Origin of the sequence: Nostocoides sp., assembly GCF_035343835.1 — a bacterium.
GTDB lineage: Bacteria > Actinomycetota > Actinomycetes > Actinomycetales > Dermatophilaceae > Nostocoides_A > Nostocoides_A vanveenii.
Map to the genome: position 1 here is coordinate 1 of NZ_DAOQZV010000054.1, position 15,746 is coordinate 15,746.

Annotated in this window: 12 protein-coding genes; 5 read left to right on the plus strand and 7 right to left on the minus strand. The window is 70.6% G+C overall.

Translation table 11 applies throughout. The annotated features are described in order from the left end of the window. Positions 1–1,058: AAA family ATPase (locus PKH97_RS05850; protein ID WP_324386472.1), on the minus strand; the 1,058-nt coding region annotated here is incomplete at its 3' end. Between the two features lie 73 nt (positions 1,059–1,131). Between PKH97_RS05850 and PKH97_RS05855 the strand changes: the two genes are divergently transcribed. Next, entirely contained in the window at positions 1,132–2,310 is a 1,179-nt protein-coding gene (locus PKH97_RS05855) for a GNAT family N-acetyltransferase (protein ID WP_324386473.1), read from the plus strand. 65 nt (positions 2,311–2,375) lie between these two features. Here PKH97_RS05855 and PKH97_RS05860 read toward each other — a convergent pair whose 3' ends face one another. Further along, positions 2,376–5,822: a UvrD-helicase domain-containing protein gene (locus PKH97_RS05860; RefSeq protein WP_324386474.1), complete on the minus strand. Its 3,447-nt coding sequence runs from the start codon at positions 5,820–5,822 to the stop codon at positions 2,376–2,378. Then, a complete protein-coding gene (recC, locus tag PKH97_RS05865; protein WP_324386475.1) occupies positions 5,819–9,382 on the minus strand; it encodes an exodeoxyribonuclease V subunit gamma in 3,564 nt (1,187 codons plus the stop codon). Before recC ends, PKH97_RS05860 begins: the two co-directional genes overlap by 4 nt. Positions 9,383–9,463: 81 nt before the next feature. On the opposite strand from recC, the gene PKH97_RS05870 reads away from it, so the two are divergent. From PKH97_RS05870 to PKH97_RS05885, 4 genes are all read left to right on the plus strand, one after another. Next, positions 9,464–10,216, plus strand: a complete 753-nt coding sequence (locus PKH97_RS05870; protein ID WP_324386476.1) for a lysophospholipid acyltransferase family protein — start codon at positions 9,464–9,466, stop codon at positions 10,214–10,216. A 99-nt stretch (positions 10,217–10,315) separates the two neighbouring features. Next, positions 10,316–10,516, plus strand: a complete 201-nt coding sequence (locus PKH97_RS05875) for a hypothetical protein (RefSeq protein ID WP_324386477.1) — start codon at positions 10,316–10,318, stop codon at positions 10,514–10,516. Positions 10,517–10,524: 8 nt separating this feature from the next. Beyond that, positions 10,525–10,848 carry a hypothetical protein gene (locus tag PKH97_RS05880; protein WP_324386478.1) on the plus strand — a complete coding sequence of 108 codons (324 nt, stop codon included), beginning with the start codon at positions 10,525–10,527 and terminating at the stop codon, positions 10,846–10,848. A gap of 33 nt (positions 10,849–10,881) precedes the next feature. Continuing rightward, positions 10,882–11,766 (plus strand): exodeoxyribonuclease III, encoded by an 885-nt coding sequence (locus PKH97_RS05885; protein ID WP_324386479.1) that lies wholly within the window; start codon positions 10,882–10,884, stop codon positions 11,764–11,766. Here PKH97_RS05885 and PKH97_RS05890 read toward each other — a convergent pair. The 4 genes from PKH97_RS05890 to PKH97_RS05905 all read right to left on the minus strand — a co-directional run. Next, positions 11,763–12,302, minus strand: coding sequence for an NUDIX hydrolase family protein (locus PKH97_RS05890; protein WP_324386480.1), 540 nt, complete (start codon positions 12,300–12,302; stop codon positions 11,763–11,765). The genes PKH97_RS05885 and PKH97_RS05890 overlap by 4 nt on opposite strands. Next, positions 12,299–13,129 carry an ECF transporter S component gene (locus PKH97_RS05895; protein ID WP_324386481.1) on the minus strand — a complete coding sequence of 277 codons (831 nt, stop codon included), beginning with the start codon at positions 13,127–13,129 and terminating at the stop codon, positions 12,299–12,301. The genes PKH97_RS05890 and PKH97_RS05895 overlap by 4 nt, the downstream gene beginning before the upstream one ends. After that, on the minus strand, positions 13,126–14,742 hold the full coding sequence (locus PKH97_RS05900) for an ATP-binding cassette domain-containing protein (protein ID WP_324386482.1): 1,617 nt from the start codon (positions 14,740–14,742) through the stop codon (positions 13,126–13,128). The genes PKH97_RS05895 and PKH97_RS05900 overlap by 4 nt, the downstream gene beginning before the upstream one ends. Beyond that, on the minus strand, positions 14,739–15,746 hold a 1,008-nt coding region (locus PKH97_RS05905), incomplete at its 5' end, for an energy-coupling factor transporter transmembrane protein EcfT (RefSeq protein ID WP_324386483.1). The genes PKH97_RS05905 and PKH97_RS05900, both read right to left, overlap by 4 nt.

The window sequence follows — 15,746 nt, forward strand, 5'->3', positions numbered from 1 at the left end:
GACGCTTCGTCGACGGGCGCGGGACCGGCGTCCGAGTGCTCCTGGGCGCCGTCGGCACCCAGGCCCGCCACGAGGTCGGCGAGCACCGCGCCCGCCTCGACCGAGGCGAGTTGGTCGGGGTCGCCGACCACGAGCAACCTCGTGCTCGGACGCAGCGCCTCCAGCAGCCGGGCCATCAGGGTCAGCGAGACCATCGACGCTTCGTCCAGGACGACCACGTCATGAGGGAGCCGGTTGTCGCGGTTGTGCCGGAACCGGCTGCGCGCGGTCGGATTCCAACCGAGCAGCCGGTGCAGGGTCGTGGCTCCGGCATCCGCGACCCGTGCGCGGTCGGCTGCTGGCAGGGCCTCGCGCGCGGTGACGAAGGCGCCACCGAGGCGGTTGGCCGCCTTGGCAGTGGGCGCGACGAGCGCGACGCGCAAATCACCGCTGGCGCCTGCGGCCGTATGCTGCTCGGCCAGCAGCGCCAGCACCCTGGCGACCGTCGTGGTCTTGCCGGTGCCGGGACCCCCGGTGATGATCGTCGTCCGAGAACGCACGGCGAGTTCGCCCGCGCGACGCTGGTCGGCGTCACGCGGATCGGGGAAGAGGCGATCGAGGGCGGCGGCGAGGGTCGCATCATCCACCTGCGGTGGGGGCAACGCAGCGCGCTGTCGCAGGCTCTCGGCCACCGCGACCTCTTGCTCCCAGTAGCGGTCGAGATAGAGCAGGCCGAACTCGCTGCGCAGAATCCGTTGGGCGACAAGCGGACTTGCCTCGACCGCGGCAAGCCAGGCGGCTGCGTCCTCGGTTGTCGGGGGCCAGGCGAATTCTGGGTCCAGCGCATGGACGGTCGTCAGGTCACACGCCACCGACCCGGTGCGCACGGCCCGGACAGCGAGGGCCGCCGCCAGCGTGATGGCAGGATCGCGGATGTCGAGCAGCCGGGCCAGCCGGGCGGCCACGTGCACGTCGGCCACGCCGAGCACCTGCGCGGCATTGGCCTCGGCGAGGATGCCCTCGGCCCGGCGGGCGGTCTGGCGGTCGTAGGTGCCGGGAGTGCGGTCGAGGTCAGCCATCGACGTGCTCACCTGAGCTCTGTCGGGTGGCGACGAGTTCGCCACGGGAGGCGGGGACGGCTACGGTGCCGGAATGGCCGGCCCGGAGGAGTATGACGCCTACCGACCTCCCGTGCAGGGCAGCCCGCTCGGATCGGCGTCGGTTGCTGACAGCGGCGGAGCAGCTGCCCTCTCGGCGTCCAGGGCGACCCCGGAGGCCACGGCGGCACTGACCGATCTGCATACCCGCCGGCTGCGGTTGCGTCGCCCGGAAAGCGGTGACGAGCCCGTCTGGCTGGCGCTGCATACGGATCCGGCTCTCTACCGCCACGCGCCCTACGCGCGGCCGACACGTGACGAGGCGCGCGCGGGCTTCGAGGCACAACTGTCGGCGTGGGGGAGCGACGGCTTCGGCTACTGGATCGTCTCCGATCGAGCCACCGGTGCGCGGATCGGGGTTGCGGGTGTCCGTCCGGACGGGCCCGGCCGGCTCAATCTCTACTACCGACTCGCGACCGCTGCCCACGGTAAGGGCCTGGCCATCGAGGCCGCCCGAGCCGCGGTCATCGCTGCCACAGAGTGGTTGCCGTGCAGGATCGAAGCGTTGGTGAAGGACAGCAACATCGCGTCGATACGCACGGCCGAGCGCGCCGGGCTCGACGCTATCGGTGCTGATTCGCGGCCTGACGACCCGCTCGGCAGCGGTGCCTCCACTCGGTATGCCGCCCCGACCGTGGCCCGGGTCGACCGGCTGGACGACGGCGCGCGGGAACAGGTGCTCGATCTGTGGTGCCGGGTCACCGAGGCGGGCGGTTCCGTGGGCTTCCTCCCCGGTGCGCCGCGGAGCCGGGTGGCCGCCTCGCTCGCCGACCACGAGGCCCAGATGGCGTCCGGCCGGGCATTCGGCGTGGGCCTGCGCACTGCGGCCGGCGATCTCGTCGGTTGGGCTTGGTGGGTGACCGTCGCGAACCCCCTTCTCGCGCATGGGCGTTGGCTGTATCGACTGATGGTCGATCCTGCACACCAGGGGAGGAACTTCGGTGCCTTGCTGATGGCGGGTGCGCATCGTGAGGCCCGGGCGGACGGCGCGGAGTTGCTGCAACTGGGGTATCGCAGTGGGAGTGGGCTGGGGGACTTCTATGCCCGCTTCGGGTATGCCGAGGTCGGTCGTATCCCCGGGGCGATCAGGGTCGCGGCCGGCGATGATCGCGACGATGTGACCATGGCACGACGCGCGGACGGCGCCCCTCTGCGCGGCGACGGGTGCCACTGACCGCGCCACACCGTCGCTCGCGTGGACCGGCACGTGCCCCACCAAGGCGTCCCTGCCTGCTCGCCTCATGCCGCCCGCCGATCGAGCAGGTCCGACAACGCGATGACCAGCGCAGCGGGCGGTCGCCAGGAGAAGACGCCGGTCGGGTTGCCGTCGATGATCGGGGTCTCCGGGCCACACATGCCGCGCAGATAGAGATAGACCACGCCACCGAGGTGCGTCTCGGGGTCGTATCCCGGCAGGCGCCAGCGCAGGAAGCGATGCAGGACAACGGCATACAGCAATGCCTGGAGGGGGTAGGAGGAGTGCTGCATGGCCGCAACCAGGGCATCCGGGCCGTAGTCGCCCGCGGTCAGCGCGGCGTCGGGTGCCCCGAGCCAGTTGGTCTTGTAGTCGACGACGACATAGCGGCCGTCGACGCGCAGGGCCACGTCGATCGAGCCCGTCAGGTAGCCACGCAGCGCCTGACCGCCGAGATCGGGGCGATCTAGGGCATCGGCATACGACCGCACGGGATCGTCGTGCGGAAGGTGTGCTCGCAGCACCGGCGCGAGGTCGCGCAGCATCAGGGACGAGCCATCCGCCGGCGTGGCCCCGGTCGCCGGCTCACTGATGGACCGGTCCCCGCCGGCAAGTGGGAACTCGAAGCCCAACTCGCACAACCGATCCCGTCGACCGATGTCGACCAATGTCGTCCCGCCGAGGAGCGGCCCGAGCGGTGTCGTGCACACGGCGACGAGCGCAGTGGCGAGGTCACCTGTGGCAAGCGCGACCGGCCAGCGGATCAGCGACTCCTCGATGCGTGCCAGGAGTTCGGTCCGCAGGTCGGGCGCGGCCGGGTCGGCATGCTCGAGCACCTCGTGGACGAGGGACCCGAAGGTTGCGCCGACCGGAAGATCCGCCATGGGGGAGGGGATGGCCCCCGCAAGGTCCAGCCGGGGTTCCGATGGCGCGGTTTCGAGGCCCGGGAGGATCTCGGCTGCGGGCGCTTCGTCGTCCTTGACCGGGCTCTCGGGTTCGAAGCCGCTGGCCGTGAGTCCGGCCTCGTCGGCCGCTCGGGTCAGGGCGCTGTAGGAGGTGCGGCGCCACTGGGTGTCGATGCCGCGGGTGAAGGAGCGAACGGCGAGTGGTCGCTCGGCCATGGTGACCAACGGCCCGTCCGGGACCTCAATCGGCTCCATCTGCTCCGGTGCCGGCCCGCCCGCCGGAAACCAGACCTGTTTGAGCCGGATGCCGGCGTCATTGTGGGTGCGCGGGATGGGCGCCTCAGCCTCGGGGGACCCGACCGATCGAGGATCGCGGCCGAAGAGCACCCGGTGCAGTGGTGCACCACGCGTCGTCGTCGTTGGCGCCCACCACGTCACCAACTGACTCTGGGCGCGGGTGATGGCGACATAGAGCAGGCGCAGGCTCTCGCCGTCGTCCTCGATGCGGGCCTGCTCGATGACCTGTGGGTGGGGTGCGCCGCTGACATCGAGGCAGCGGATGCCGTCGCGGTGATAGCGCGGGTACTTCGGGGCATCCGGGACGTGGCGGTCGGCGAGGAAGGGCGCATAGACGATCGGGAATTGCAGGCCTTTGCTGCCGTGGATCGTCGAGAGTTGGACCGCGGCAGCATCGCTGGCCAACCGCCGGCTCCGCGGAGTCGACCCACGCAGGCGGGAGTCGGCGATCTGCTCGCGCAGCCACGCCACCAACGCGATCAGACCGAGTTGGCGGCGCCGAGCCTCCTCGTGTAGCGACTCGGCGATGTGCCGTAGATCGGTCAGCTCGCGCTCGCCGCCCACCGAAGCCAGGACCCGGCCCGGCAGCCCGCCAGCATTCGCGGCCTCCAAGACAGCCGGTATTCCGCGCAGCGCGAACAACTCCGCCCAGCGGCGCAGGCGCTCCGCAAGGGTCTCCGTCAGGCGCTCGCCCTGGGCGTCGAGGTCCACAGGGGAGTGCCCGAAGAAGCTGGTCAAGGCAGCGGCGCGGACGCGAGTCGATCGGTTCGGGGTCTCCATCGCTTCCAGAAGCGCCAGCCACTCCAGAGCCGCCGGCGAGTGGAAGACGCTCTCGTCCGCCCCGAGAACAGCCGGAACCTGGTGTGCGTGCAGGGCGTCACGAACCAGCATCAGCTGATTGCCGGTCGAGCACAGGACGCTGACGTCATTGGGAGCTAGCGGACGACCGTCGAACTGCGCCCCCGAGAGCAGGAGCCGCTTGATGTCGGCGGCGACATCGACGGCGATCGCCGGACGGGTGCGCGCCACGCGCGGCAGTTCGCCGGCCCTGCCGGCGAAGCTCTCGCGGGCCGCAACGCGTAATCGCCAGGGCGCGGGGACGGGCACACCGGTGAGGCGAGAACCTGCTCGGGCGGCGTCGACCCGGCGCACGACGATGTCGGGGTGGCCCAGTGCCGTGCCCTGCAAGGTGGCCGTGATGGTCTCGACCAGCGGCCCGTCCGAGCGCCTGTTCTCGGCCAGGGTGGCGTGGTGGTCGGCCTTCGCCCGGGCGTGCAAGTAGGTCTCGACGTCCCCGCCTCGGAAGGCATAGATCGCCTGCTTGGGGTCGCCGATCAGGATCATCGTCGAGTGCCCGTGGAAGGCGCGCTCGAAGACCTGCCACTGGACCGGGTCGGTGTCCTGGAATTCGTCGACCAGGACGACCCGCCAACGCTCGCGCATGCGGATCCGGGCGGGGGATTGCTCCGGTTCGAGAGCTCTGGCGAGATCGGCCAGCAGGTCGTCGTAGCCCAGCACGCCCAGTTGCCGCTTGCGATGGGCGAGCTCCGACCGAACGTGCCGGGCAAAGGCCACCCGGGCTGCGGCGACGGAACCGTCGGCGGGGTGGGTCGGTGTGATCATGGCCGCTGAATCGGTGACCACTTCCGCCGCGATCTCCTTCGCGGTCGCGTAGTCGAAAGGCGGGGTCAGGTGGTCGGCAAAGGTGCGCAGGTAGACGTCGTCGACGACTTCGCGGCGCAGATCGTCCAGGTCCTCCACGAGCGTCGCTTCGGGGTCGGCGTCACCAGCGACGCCGAGGCTGCGCAGCACCAACTGGCAGAACTGATGGATCGTGGCGATGGTGGCATTGTCGAAGGCGCCCAGCGCATCGCGCACCCGACGATGGCGCAGGTCCAGTTCGTCATCACTGGCGTCCGCGACGAGCGCCTTCTGCAGGCGACCCTTCGGCTCGCGACGGGCGACCGGGTCGCTCAGGAAACGCTCGGTGCTGGTCAGCCTGTCGCGGACGCGCTCGCGCAACTCCTGGCTCGCCGCTCGGCCGAAGGTGACGACGAGCTGCGCATCGAGCGGGACGCCCTCGGCGACATAACGGGTCACCAGGGCGGCGATCGTCCAGGTCTTGCCGGTGCCTGCGCTCGCTTCGAGCATGGTCGTGCCGCGCGGCAGCGGTCCGGAGATGTCGAAGGTCGCGGCCTCAACCCCGGGTTCGGGGTGGATCTGTCGTGGCGTCTGGTCGGGCACGCTGACCGCGGCCTCGACAGCCGGATGGGGGATGGGCGTGCTCACGATGTGACCCCTGCCTCTATCGCTGGGAGCCAGACCCGCAGCGCCAGCTGGCCGAGGCGATGAGGCACGACATCGGCATATCTCCTCGGCATGCCCGGCCAGGTCTCAGCCGATGGCGGCGCCGCCGTCACCGCGGCATACGGCACGTGCCGTCCGTGCACGCGAGCGATCCACTTCTCGGCCCGCTCGCCGGCGTCGTCGGCGAAGCGCCCACCCTCCCAGGCGCGTCCCGCGAGTTCGTCCGCGCGCACCCCGGATCGCGGGTTGGTGCCGAGTTTGGTGGCGTACTCATAGCTCGTCGCTGGGAAGAGGGGCAGCGGCTCGCGCCGGCCCATGTCGTGGACGGCGATGAGGTCGAGTAGCGCTGCCCGGGCGTCGTCGGGCGCGATCGTGCCGACTCGGACAAGCCCGGCGCCGCTGCCGCGACGGCCCACCCCGACCGCCTGCCACGGGCCTGGCTCGGCGCCGGCGGTCAAGGCGAGCAGCGCGATCCATAGATGCAGGCGCTGCTTGGCCCTCTGCGTGGAGTAGGTCGTCACGAGATGTGTGCGTCCCAGCACTTGTCCGACGGTTCCGGTCAAGCGACGCCCGTCCGGAAGGTCGAGGGCGACATCGACCGCGCGGACCGGGTCACCCGAAAGCGCTCCGATCTCCCGCCGCACGGCGGCCGTTGCGCCCGCGATCGCCTCGCCGATCGGGCCGACGTCGTTGAGAACAGCGGTGCCGAGCTCGCGCGGCGGAAGCGTGCCTCGCAGACGTTCTGCGTCGACGATCTGGCTCGGTGAGCGGCCGGCGAGCAGCTCGGCCAGCGCTCGGTCACCGACGGCCCAGTGTTCGAGGTTGTCGAGTTCGATCGGGATGGCGTCGCTCGGCGGTTCGTCCTCGAGGGGCAGCCCGACGCCCAGGCGCCCGCGCAGGAAGGCGCGCGCCGGGTTGTCGAAGAAGGCGATCAGTTCGGCGAGGTCGAGGTCGCGGACCTCCGCGGCCGGCAGCGGCCCGGTCAGGATGATTCCGGGACCGGGCGCAGGGTGCGGTGTCCGGGCGGCTCGCGCGGCATCCAGGGCCGTCGGATCGAAGCTGAACGGCAGGTCTGGCGCCGGGGGCGAATCGCCGGCCTGAAGATTCTGAGCATCGAAAGCCTGCAACGGGTGGTGTCGGACTGGCGCTGTGCCGGCGGGGCGGACGGGGTCGTTGTCGTCGGTGATGGGCAGGCCGATGGTCGCCCGAGCGGCATCGATGAGTTCGCCCAAGGGCACGGCCGGCGGCCGGGACGCGCCCGTCTGCGGGTCGGCCCCGGTGTAGGTGACGACCAGGGTGTCGGTGGCAGCACAGATCGCGTCGAGCAGAAGTTGGCGGTCTTCGCTGCGGGTGTCGCGCTCACCCGTCAACGGACGCCGGGCCAGGACGTCGTCGCCGTCCACCGCGCTGCCCCGGGGGAACGACCCGTCGTCGAGGCCGAGCAGGGCGATCACCCGGTGGGGCACCGAGCGCATCGGCACCATGGTGCAGACCGTCAAGCCGCCGGTGCGAAAGTTCGCCCGATTCGGCCGACCGCCAAGTCGGTCGTGCAGGAGCGCGCGGACGTCGCCGAGTTGCAGGTGCAGCTCGCCCGTCGACGACGCCGTGACTTGGCGCAGTTCGCGATCCAGCTCCGCGCGCTGCCAGATGTCGCTCAGGGGCACATCGGTCACAGCGTCGACGCCCTCGCGCAGGGCGTTCGCCCAGGCCCGCGCCGAGTGCGATCCGATGAAGGAGGTGCGGATCAGCTCGATCCGGTCGACGAACTCGGCCAAGCGTCCCGCGAGGTCGATCGCCGCGCTGTCGACGTCCTCCAGGGGGAGGCGGCCGGCGGCCGCGTGATCGGCGCCACCGCCGCGGGTCACGCCGAGCAGTAGCCGGTCCAGACCCGCGCTCCAGGTGTTGACGCCGACGTCGGGCAGGCCGTATCGGCCGCGGTGACGCAGATCGAGACCCCACCGAACCCCCGCCTGCTCGACCCAACGCCCCAGTTGCTCCAGATCGGACTCATCGAAGGCGAAGCGGCGCCGGACCGGCGGGTCGGCCGCGAGGTCCAGCAGGTCACGCGCGGTGATGCGACCCGCGGCCAGGTCCACCAGGCGCGCCGCCACCGCCATCAGCGGGTTCGTCGCCGTCAGCGCCCGGTCGGCCAGTTGCACCCGCAACTGGTGTGCGGGGTGGACGGCCCGGTCGAAATGCAGATCGTCCAGGCCGAAGGCCGCGTGGATCAACGGGGCGAAGGTCTCGATGTCCGGGCACATCACCAGGATGTCGCGCGGCTCCAGAGTCGGGTCGTCGGCGAGCAGCCCGAGCAGGACTTCGCGCAATACCTCGACCTGGCGCGCCGGACCATGGCAGGCGTGGATCTGGATCGAGCCGTCGACCGATTCCGCACCGCGGCGCACCGTTGAGGCCAGCGTTGCGGCGACAGCGCCCGGCGACCGGTCGGCGGCGAGGTCGTCCTGCAATCGCTGCAGCCACGTCGGGGACGTCGGATCGAGCTGGTCGCCCGGCCCCGGCGCCGCGAGCGTGGCGGCCGCCTCGCTCGCGTCCTGACGGATTGCGTCCTGACCGATCGCCTCCTGGCTGATCGCATGCTGGGCGATCGCATCGTGGCCGATCGCGCCCAGCCCCCGCTGCAACTCGCGCAGGTCGCGCCCCAGTGAGGCGAGCAACGGATGCCCGACCAGTGCGCCCGTGCCGTCGTCGGCGCGGGGGATCACTGGTTCCGTCAACGCCGGCGCGAGTTCCAGCCATAGCCGGGGGGAGGGATGGGGCAGCCATACGTGCACGTCGCGGTGAGTCCCGAGGGCGTCGAGCAACTCGATCTCGGTCCGTGCGAGCCGGGTGTGGCCGAAGAGCGAGAGCCGAACGGGGAGGTCCGGCATGTCCTCCCCCGAACGCAGCCGCGCAACCGTGTCCGTATGCCGTTTGCCCGGCGTCGGTGCGTCGATCCCGGCGACGACGGCTCGCCACAGGTGCGGTTGCCACCGCAAGTCGGGATCCAGTGCCCCGCCCGCACCGTCCGGCCACGAGGCGTCGGGTGCGGCATCATCACCCGACTCCCACGCGGCCAGCAGCGCGGGCCGCTGCCCGGCATACGAATGGAAGAGGCCGGCGAGGCGGCGCGCGACCGAGTAGCGCCGTTGCGCGCGGATCCGCCCCATCGGCGACTCATCCCCGTGGCCGAGGTGGGTTGCCAGCGCCCGCGCCCACGGCTGATCCAGCTGGGCATCGATCGCGGCAAGCACCGGCCAGACCAACTGAGCGGGCAGCCAGGGATCATCACGGTCCGTGCCGAGCAGGAGGGTCACCAGGGAGTTCGGGGTGCGGAAGTCCACGCCCGCGCAGACGCCGTCGTCGCCCCCGGGGCGGGCGCCGAGCCGGTGTGCCAATCGTTGCGTCAACCAGCGCTCGACCCCCTTGGCGGGGACCACGACGACCTCCTGCGCGAAGGGGTCGGCCAGGGGCACCGCGAGGACCCCGGCAAGACCATCCGCGAGCAGATCGGTTCGCCGGGCGCGATGCAGGTGCACGCCCATGAGCGACACCCTAGGACGACCCACCGACAACCCAGCCGGCCTGGGCAGACGCGCTAGGCGGCGGACCAATAGCCTTGGCCCATGGAGCCCGTCTACGCCCCGGTCATCGGCATCGCCCGCAGCGTCTTTCGCGCTCAAGGCCTGCGCTTCACGATCATCGGCGAGGACAACATCCCGCGCGAGGGCGGGGCGGTGATGGCAATCAACCACCTGAGCTACTTCGACTTCACCTATGCCGGTCTGGCCGCCCGCAAGAACAAGCGCTACGTCCGCTTCATGGCCAAGAAGTCGATCTTCGAGCATCCCGTCGCGGGTCGGCTGATGCGCGGGATGAAGCACATCCCCGTCGACCGGGCCAGCGGGGCGTCGTCCTATCGCGACGCGCTCACGGCGTTGAAGGCGGGCGAGATCGTCGGAGTCTTCCCCGAGGCGACGATGTCGCGCTCCTTCGAGCTCAAACCGTTCAAGTCCGGAGCTGCGCGAATGGCCCGCGATGCTGGCGTCCCGTTACTGCCGACCACGCTGTGGGGAGCCCAGCGGGTCTGGACCAAGGACGCGCCCAAGCACCGTGGTCGTTCAGGAATTCCGGTCTTCATAGAGGTCGGCGAGCCGATCTGGATCCCCAAGGGCGGCGACGTCGAGGCGGCTTCGGAGCAACTGCGCATCGCGATGACCACACAGTTGCACCGGCAGCAACAGGCCTACCCGACGCTGACCGGCGACGACCTGCGCTATCTGCCGGCCCGGCTTGGCGGAACGGCCCCAACTCCCGAGGCGGCGACCGAGCTCGACCACCGGGACATGACCCGCACCAAGGACCAGTTCAACAGCTAAACCCAGTCGATTTGTCCATTGATTTGAGGACTTTAACCACCCAATCGCCGGGAATACCGTCATTGTATCGGCAATTTCGCACGTCGAAGGGTTGGTGTCATGTCGCAGAACCAGATGGAAGCGAGTTCTCCAGGAAGAAGAGCGCTGGGTTTAGTGATCGCGGTGATCGGGGGAATCATGGCCCTCGGGGTTGTGATCAAGATGGCCATCGGCTTCTACATCCACGACCTTCCGATCCTCGGCGCACTCACGGCTAGTGGTCTTGTGCTCGTCTGGGTCGGCGAGAAGCTCACGGACTAGGGCGAACCATGGAACGTATCCAAGCTGTCACCACTGTCGCGGGCCTGGTCGCTTTAGTCGGCGTCTCGGGCTGCTCCGCTGTCGGATTGGCAAAGGTGCCGACCTGCTCGGAATATGCGGCCATGAGCTCGACGACAGGATTAATGTCCGACCTATCCGATGATCAGAAATCGGCCATCGACAACATCCTCACCAAGCACGACCGGAAAAGCGATGCGTCCAATCAGTTGATCGCCGCAACGCAGATCGTCGCCTACTGCAATATCTATAGCGGGAAGGCGAGCTCCCACAAGGATGACCCGATCGACGGCATTCCTGGTTTGAAGGACTGAGCCGTCCCCGAGGCTCGAGCTACCCTCTCGGCTGTGCTTCGGGTCGCCACGGTCAATGTCAACGGCATCCGGGCAGCCCAACGCCGCGGCTTCGGCACCTGGTTGACCCGGACCGAACCCGATCTGGTCGCGCTGCAGGAGGTCCGTTGTCCGGTGACAGCGCTTCCGGAGGATGCGTGGGGTGGTTACCACGCGGCATACGACCCGGGGCAGCTTGCCGGACGCAATGGGGTCGCCATCCTGACGCGGGTCCCGCCGGTCGCGGTGCGCACCTGGTCACCCACCGATGACTGGAGCTTCCCGGTGGCTCGCGAGCTGCGCGCCTTCGCCGACGAGGGCCGGTATGTCGAGGCCGACCTCGCAGATGCGCCCCTCACCATCGCGTCGGTTTATGTCCCCAAGGGCGGCCTCCCGGCGCATCTGCAGATCCCCGGGCGGATGCGCGAAGCACCGGACGGGGCCGCGGCATACGTCCGGAAGTTGCGCTTTGCGCGCGGGCTGACCCGGCACCTGGAGCGGTCTCGGCGCGCAGCGGCCTCGCGCGGCCGGGAGTTCCTCGTCATGGGCGACTTCAACGTCGGGCATACCGAACTCGATGTGGCCGCCTGGCGGCGGTCGAAAGGCGCGGTGGGCTTTCTGCCCGAAGAACGTGCGTGGCTGGATGGCCTTGTGACCGCCCGCGGGCTGCACGACGTCGTCCGCCGCCTGCATCCGGGCGTGAGCGGCCCGTATACGTGGTGGTCGTGGCTCGGTGGGTCGTATGCCGCGGACACCGGGTGGCGGATCGACTACCACTTCGCGACGCCCCGCCTCGCGCGCACGGCCCGGCGCGCCTGGGTGGACCGCGAGGTGGACGGTGTGCGGATCAGCGATCACGCGCCGGTGACCGTGGACTACGACGTGGCGCAGCTGCGTTAGATCGAGTGGCCGAGGTGGGCCAGCGCTTGTCGCAGCAGCACCCCGTGGCCGCCGTCGAGCTCGGCGAGGATCACCGGGTCGCAGGCTTCCTCCGGGGAGAGCCAGGCCAAGTCGAGCGCGTCCTGCTGCGGCGCGCAATCGCCGGCGACCGGGACGATGAAGGCGAGCGCGACGGCGTGCTGACGGGGGTCGTGGAAGGCCGTGACACCGGGCGTCGGGAAATACTCCGCAATCGTGAAGGGCAGCGGGCTCGGCGGGATTTGCGGCAGGGCGACCGGCCCGAGATCCTTCTCCAGATGCCGGAGTAGCGCATCGCGCACGCGCTCGTGATAGAGCACCCGGCCCGAGACGAGTTCGCGTTGGATGGCGCCGTCGGCCGAGGCGCGCAGCAACAGGCCGACACTGGTGACCACGCCGCCCCCGTCGACGCGCACGGGGATCGCCTCGACATACAGGATCGGCATCCTTCCGCGGACGGTCTCCAGCTCGGACTGGCTCAACCAGGCTTCCTGGCGGTCGACGTCCATCCGGTTCATGGCTGGCTTTCTATCACCGCTCGGGTCGCCGGCGCGTCCGGGAAGGCGATCGGCGGGTCGAAGGCGGCCCGTCGTGCGGCCCGGCGCAGGGCGCCGAGCACGGCCGGGCCGGTGACCGCGATGAGTGCGGCATTGGTGATCGCCCGGCCCAGGTCCCACCCCAGGCTGGTGGCCAGCGAGAAGAGAGCGAAGCGGTGCAGGTTTGCCCCGATTGGGTCACCGGCGATGAAGGAGAGGCCGGTGCCGGTGCCGACCGCGAACGGCCAGAACGAGAAGTTGAGCAGCCAGCCGTAGAGCAACCCCGCGACTGCTCCGTATGCCGCAAGCACCGCGATCTCGGCGCGTCCGCGCGCGCGGGGCAAGAGGCCCGCACCCAGTCCCACCCAGGCCGCCCCGAGCATTTGGTAAGGCAGCCAGGGGCCGACCCCACCGGTGAGCAACGCCGAGGCGAAGAGCGTCGTCGACCCGAGGACGAAGCCGAAACCCGGGCCGAAGACGCGGGCCGCGAGCACTAGGAGGAAGAAGACGAGTTCGACGCCGGCGCTCCCGGCGCCGAGGGGTCGCAGGATGGCGCCGACGGCCGAGAGCACCCCGAGCATCGCCACCGCCTTGACGTCGAGGCCGCCGTCGGCGATCTCGGCAAGGACGACGGCGAGCAGGAGGGGGAGAAGCAGCGCGAAGACGAAGGGGGCGTCGCTGCCGTGGGCGAGCCCGGAGCCCGGATCGACGAACAGCGGCCAGCCGAAGGCGAGGATGCCGGCGACGCTGACCAGGGCGATGGCGAGGGCCGACCGCGGGCGCAGCCGGATGGCCCGTGTCGCCGTCATCGCGAGTCCCCCTGGGGCAGAGCCTGCTGCAGCTGGGCGAGAGTGAGGATCGGGTGCGGGGCGAGGACCTTGGCCAGTTGCGGGGCGAACGCGGGTGAAGCGGCGACCACCTCGGCGCTCGGGCCCTGCGCGATCAGTTCGCCCTCTGCGAGGACGACAACCTCGTCGGCACAATCGGCAACGAACTCGACGTCGTGGGTGGAGACGACGACCGGGTGTCCCTGGGCCGCCAGGGCACGCAGGGTGGTGGTCAGCGCAGCCTTGGCGGGGTAGTCGAGGCCGCGGGTCGGCTCGTCGAGCAGGAGGGCATCCGGCGCGGCGCTGAGTTGGACAGCGAGCACGAGGGCGAGTTGCTGGCCGGCCGAGAGGTCGCGCGGGTGGCGCTCGGGCGGGATGCCGGGGGCGAAGGTCTCGAGCAGGGCCGCCGTGTGGCCGGTGGCGTGCCCGTAGTCGGCGTCGGCGCAATGGCACTCCGCGGCAACGGATTCCAGATAGAGCAGGTCGGTGGCATTCTGGGGGACCAGCCCAACGCGTCGGCGCCGGTCGGCGGGTTTGAGGTCCCGAGGGTCGCTCCCGTCGGGTAGGCGGACGGTGCCGCCGGTGCGCGGACCACTGCCTTGCAGGGCCCACAGCAAGGAGGACTTGCCGGACCCATTGCGGCCCATCAGCGCGGTGATCCGGCCGGCGGCGAAGGCCACGCTGACGTCGGCCACGGCTCGCACGCGCCCATAGTCGACACGGACCCGGTGCGCCGTGAGACCTGGGGCGGCCGGCCCGTGTCCGTAAACCCTGCTAGCAGAGGTTAGGGACAGGGCGGTCCGCAGCGGGGCGGCGGCGCGGCGGGCGTCGCGGATGCTCACCGGCAGCGGCGACCAGCCAGCCCAGCGGCCCAACGCCACGACGGGCGGCGCGATGCGCGACGTCCGCATGATCTCGGCGGGGGAGCCCGAGCGCACCTGGCCGTCGACCACGTCAAGCACGTGATCGGCATACTGCAGGACACGCTCGAGGCGGTGCTCAGCGATCACGACCGTGACCCCGAGGTCGTGCACGAGCCGGGTGATCGTCGCCAGCACCTCCTCGGCGCCCGTCGGGTCGAGCGCGGACGTCGGCTCGTCGAGCACCAGCAACCGAGGATGGGTGGTCAGCACCGACCCGATCGCCACCCGTTGCTGCTGACCGCCGGAGAGATCGCGCAGCGGCGCTGCCCGCAGGTCGGCGATCCCGAGGAGGTCGAGCGTCTCCTCGACGCGCTTGCGCATCGTTGCCGGCGGGAGCGCCAACTGCTCCATCCCGTATGCCAGTTCCTCCTCGACCGTGTCGGTGACGAACCCGGCGAGCGGGTCCTGCCCCACGACGCCGACGATGTCCGCAAGATCGCGCGGCCGGTGCGTCGCGGTGTCGCGCCCGGCGACGACCACCGAGCCGTGCACCGTGCCGCCGGTGAAGTGTGGGACGTGGCCATTGAGGGCGCCCAGCAGCGTCGACTTGCCCGAGCCGGTCCGGCCGATCACGACGACCAGCTCGCCCTCGTCGATCTCCAGGGTGACATCGCGAAGGGTCGGCGCCACGGCGTCTGCATAGCGAATCGTCAACTGCCGCAAAGAGATCATGAGGCAGCCTCTCGGGCGACTGGTCGCGTCGACGCCAGCGGGGGGACCGGCGTCAGGACCGCCGGTGCGGCAGCCACCGCGACGCCGAGCAGCGCAACCACTGGCACCTCCGGCGCGCGCAGCGGCAGCAATGGCATCCCCAGCGATGCCGGGTCCTGTTGCAGCACAATAAAAGTCGCGGCGAGGGCGACGAATCCCGATGCGACAGTGAGCCATTCCGGCCCGGACCAGGGCTCACGTCGATAGATGGTCCGTGGCACCGACCGCCCTGCGGACCAGAGGCCGCCCACGCACGCGACCAGGCCGGCGACGAGCACCGGCAGGCCGAGGAGGCGCGGTGTGGTGGTGTCGAGTACGCCATAGATTCCGACGCACGCGCCCAGCAGGCCCAGCAGGGTCAGGGCTGGCGTCACCCGGCCCCGCGGCGATGCCTTCCGCCGGCCGTAGCCACGGCCGTCCATAGCGGCCGCCAGCGCCAGCGACCGGTCGAGGGTGTCCTGGAGCACCGGCATCGCCAGGGCGCGAAAGGCCTTGAGCCGCTTGGCATCGTCGCCGCGCAACAGGCGCGCTCGACGCACGCGCACGACACTCTCGGCTAGGTGCGGGGCAACCGTCACGGCAACCACGAGCGCGGCACCGATCTCGTGCAGCGCAGCCGGGAAGACCTTGAGCAGGCGCTTGGGCGAGGCCAGGGCATTGGCTGCCCCGATCGCCAGGATCATCGTCCCGAGGCGCGCCCCCTCCAAGGCCGCCCCCAGCGCCCCTTCGAGACGCACCGTCCCCAACAACTCGATCCCCGCCGCCCAGGACGGCAGGTGGAAGGAGGGGAGCGGCAGGATCGTGATCGTCCCGAACTTCAGCCCGACTAGAACGTGCAGCACCAGCCGGGTGACGACGATGACGGCGCCCAGAACGGCATACAGCCGGAAGGCACGGCCCCACGGCGACCCGTCTCGGCGCGCCAGCACAACAGCGACCAGCACCCCGATGATGGCCGCCAGCAG

What these genes read in the sequence shown, in the direction of transcription:
- PKH97_RS05855 (WP_324386473.1), top strand. Translation starts at nt 1,132, where the DNA reads ATGGCCGGCCCGGAGGAGTATGACGCCTACCGACCTCCCGTGCAGGGC.
- recC (WP_324386475.1), bottom strand. Translation starts at nt 9,382, where the DNA reads ATGGGCGTGCACCTGCATCGCGCCCGGCGAACCGATCTGCTCGCGGAT.
- PKH97_RS05870 (WP_324386476.1), top strand. Translation starts at nt 9,464, where the DNA reads ATGGAGCCCGTCTACGCCCCGGTCATCGGCATCGCCCGCAGCGTCTTT.
- PKH97_RS05875 (WP_324386477.1), top strand. Translation starts at nt 10,316, where the DNA reads ATGTCGCAGAACCAGATGGAAGCGAGTTCTCCAGGAAGAAGAGCGCTG.
- PKH97_RS05880 (WP_324386478.1), top strand. Translation starts at nt 10,525, where the DNA reads ATGGAACGTATCCAAGCTGTCACCACTGTCGCGGGCCTGGTCGCTTTA.
- PKH97_RS05890 (WP_324386480.1), bottom strand. Translation starts at nt 12,302, where the DNA reads ATGAACCGGATGGACGTCGACCGCCAGGAAGCCTGGTTGAGCCAGTCC.
- PKH97_RS05895 (WP_324386481.1), bottom strand. Translation starts at nt 13,129, where the DNA reads ATGACGGCGACACGGGCCATCCGGCTGCGCCCGCGGTCGGCCCTCGCC.
- PKH97_RS05900 (WP_324386482.1), bottom strand. Translation starts at nt 14,742, where the DNA reads ATGATCTCTTTGCGGCAGTTGACGATTCGCTATGCAGACGCCGTGGCG.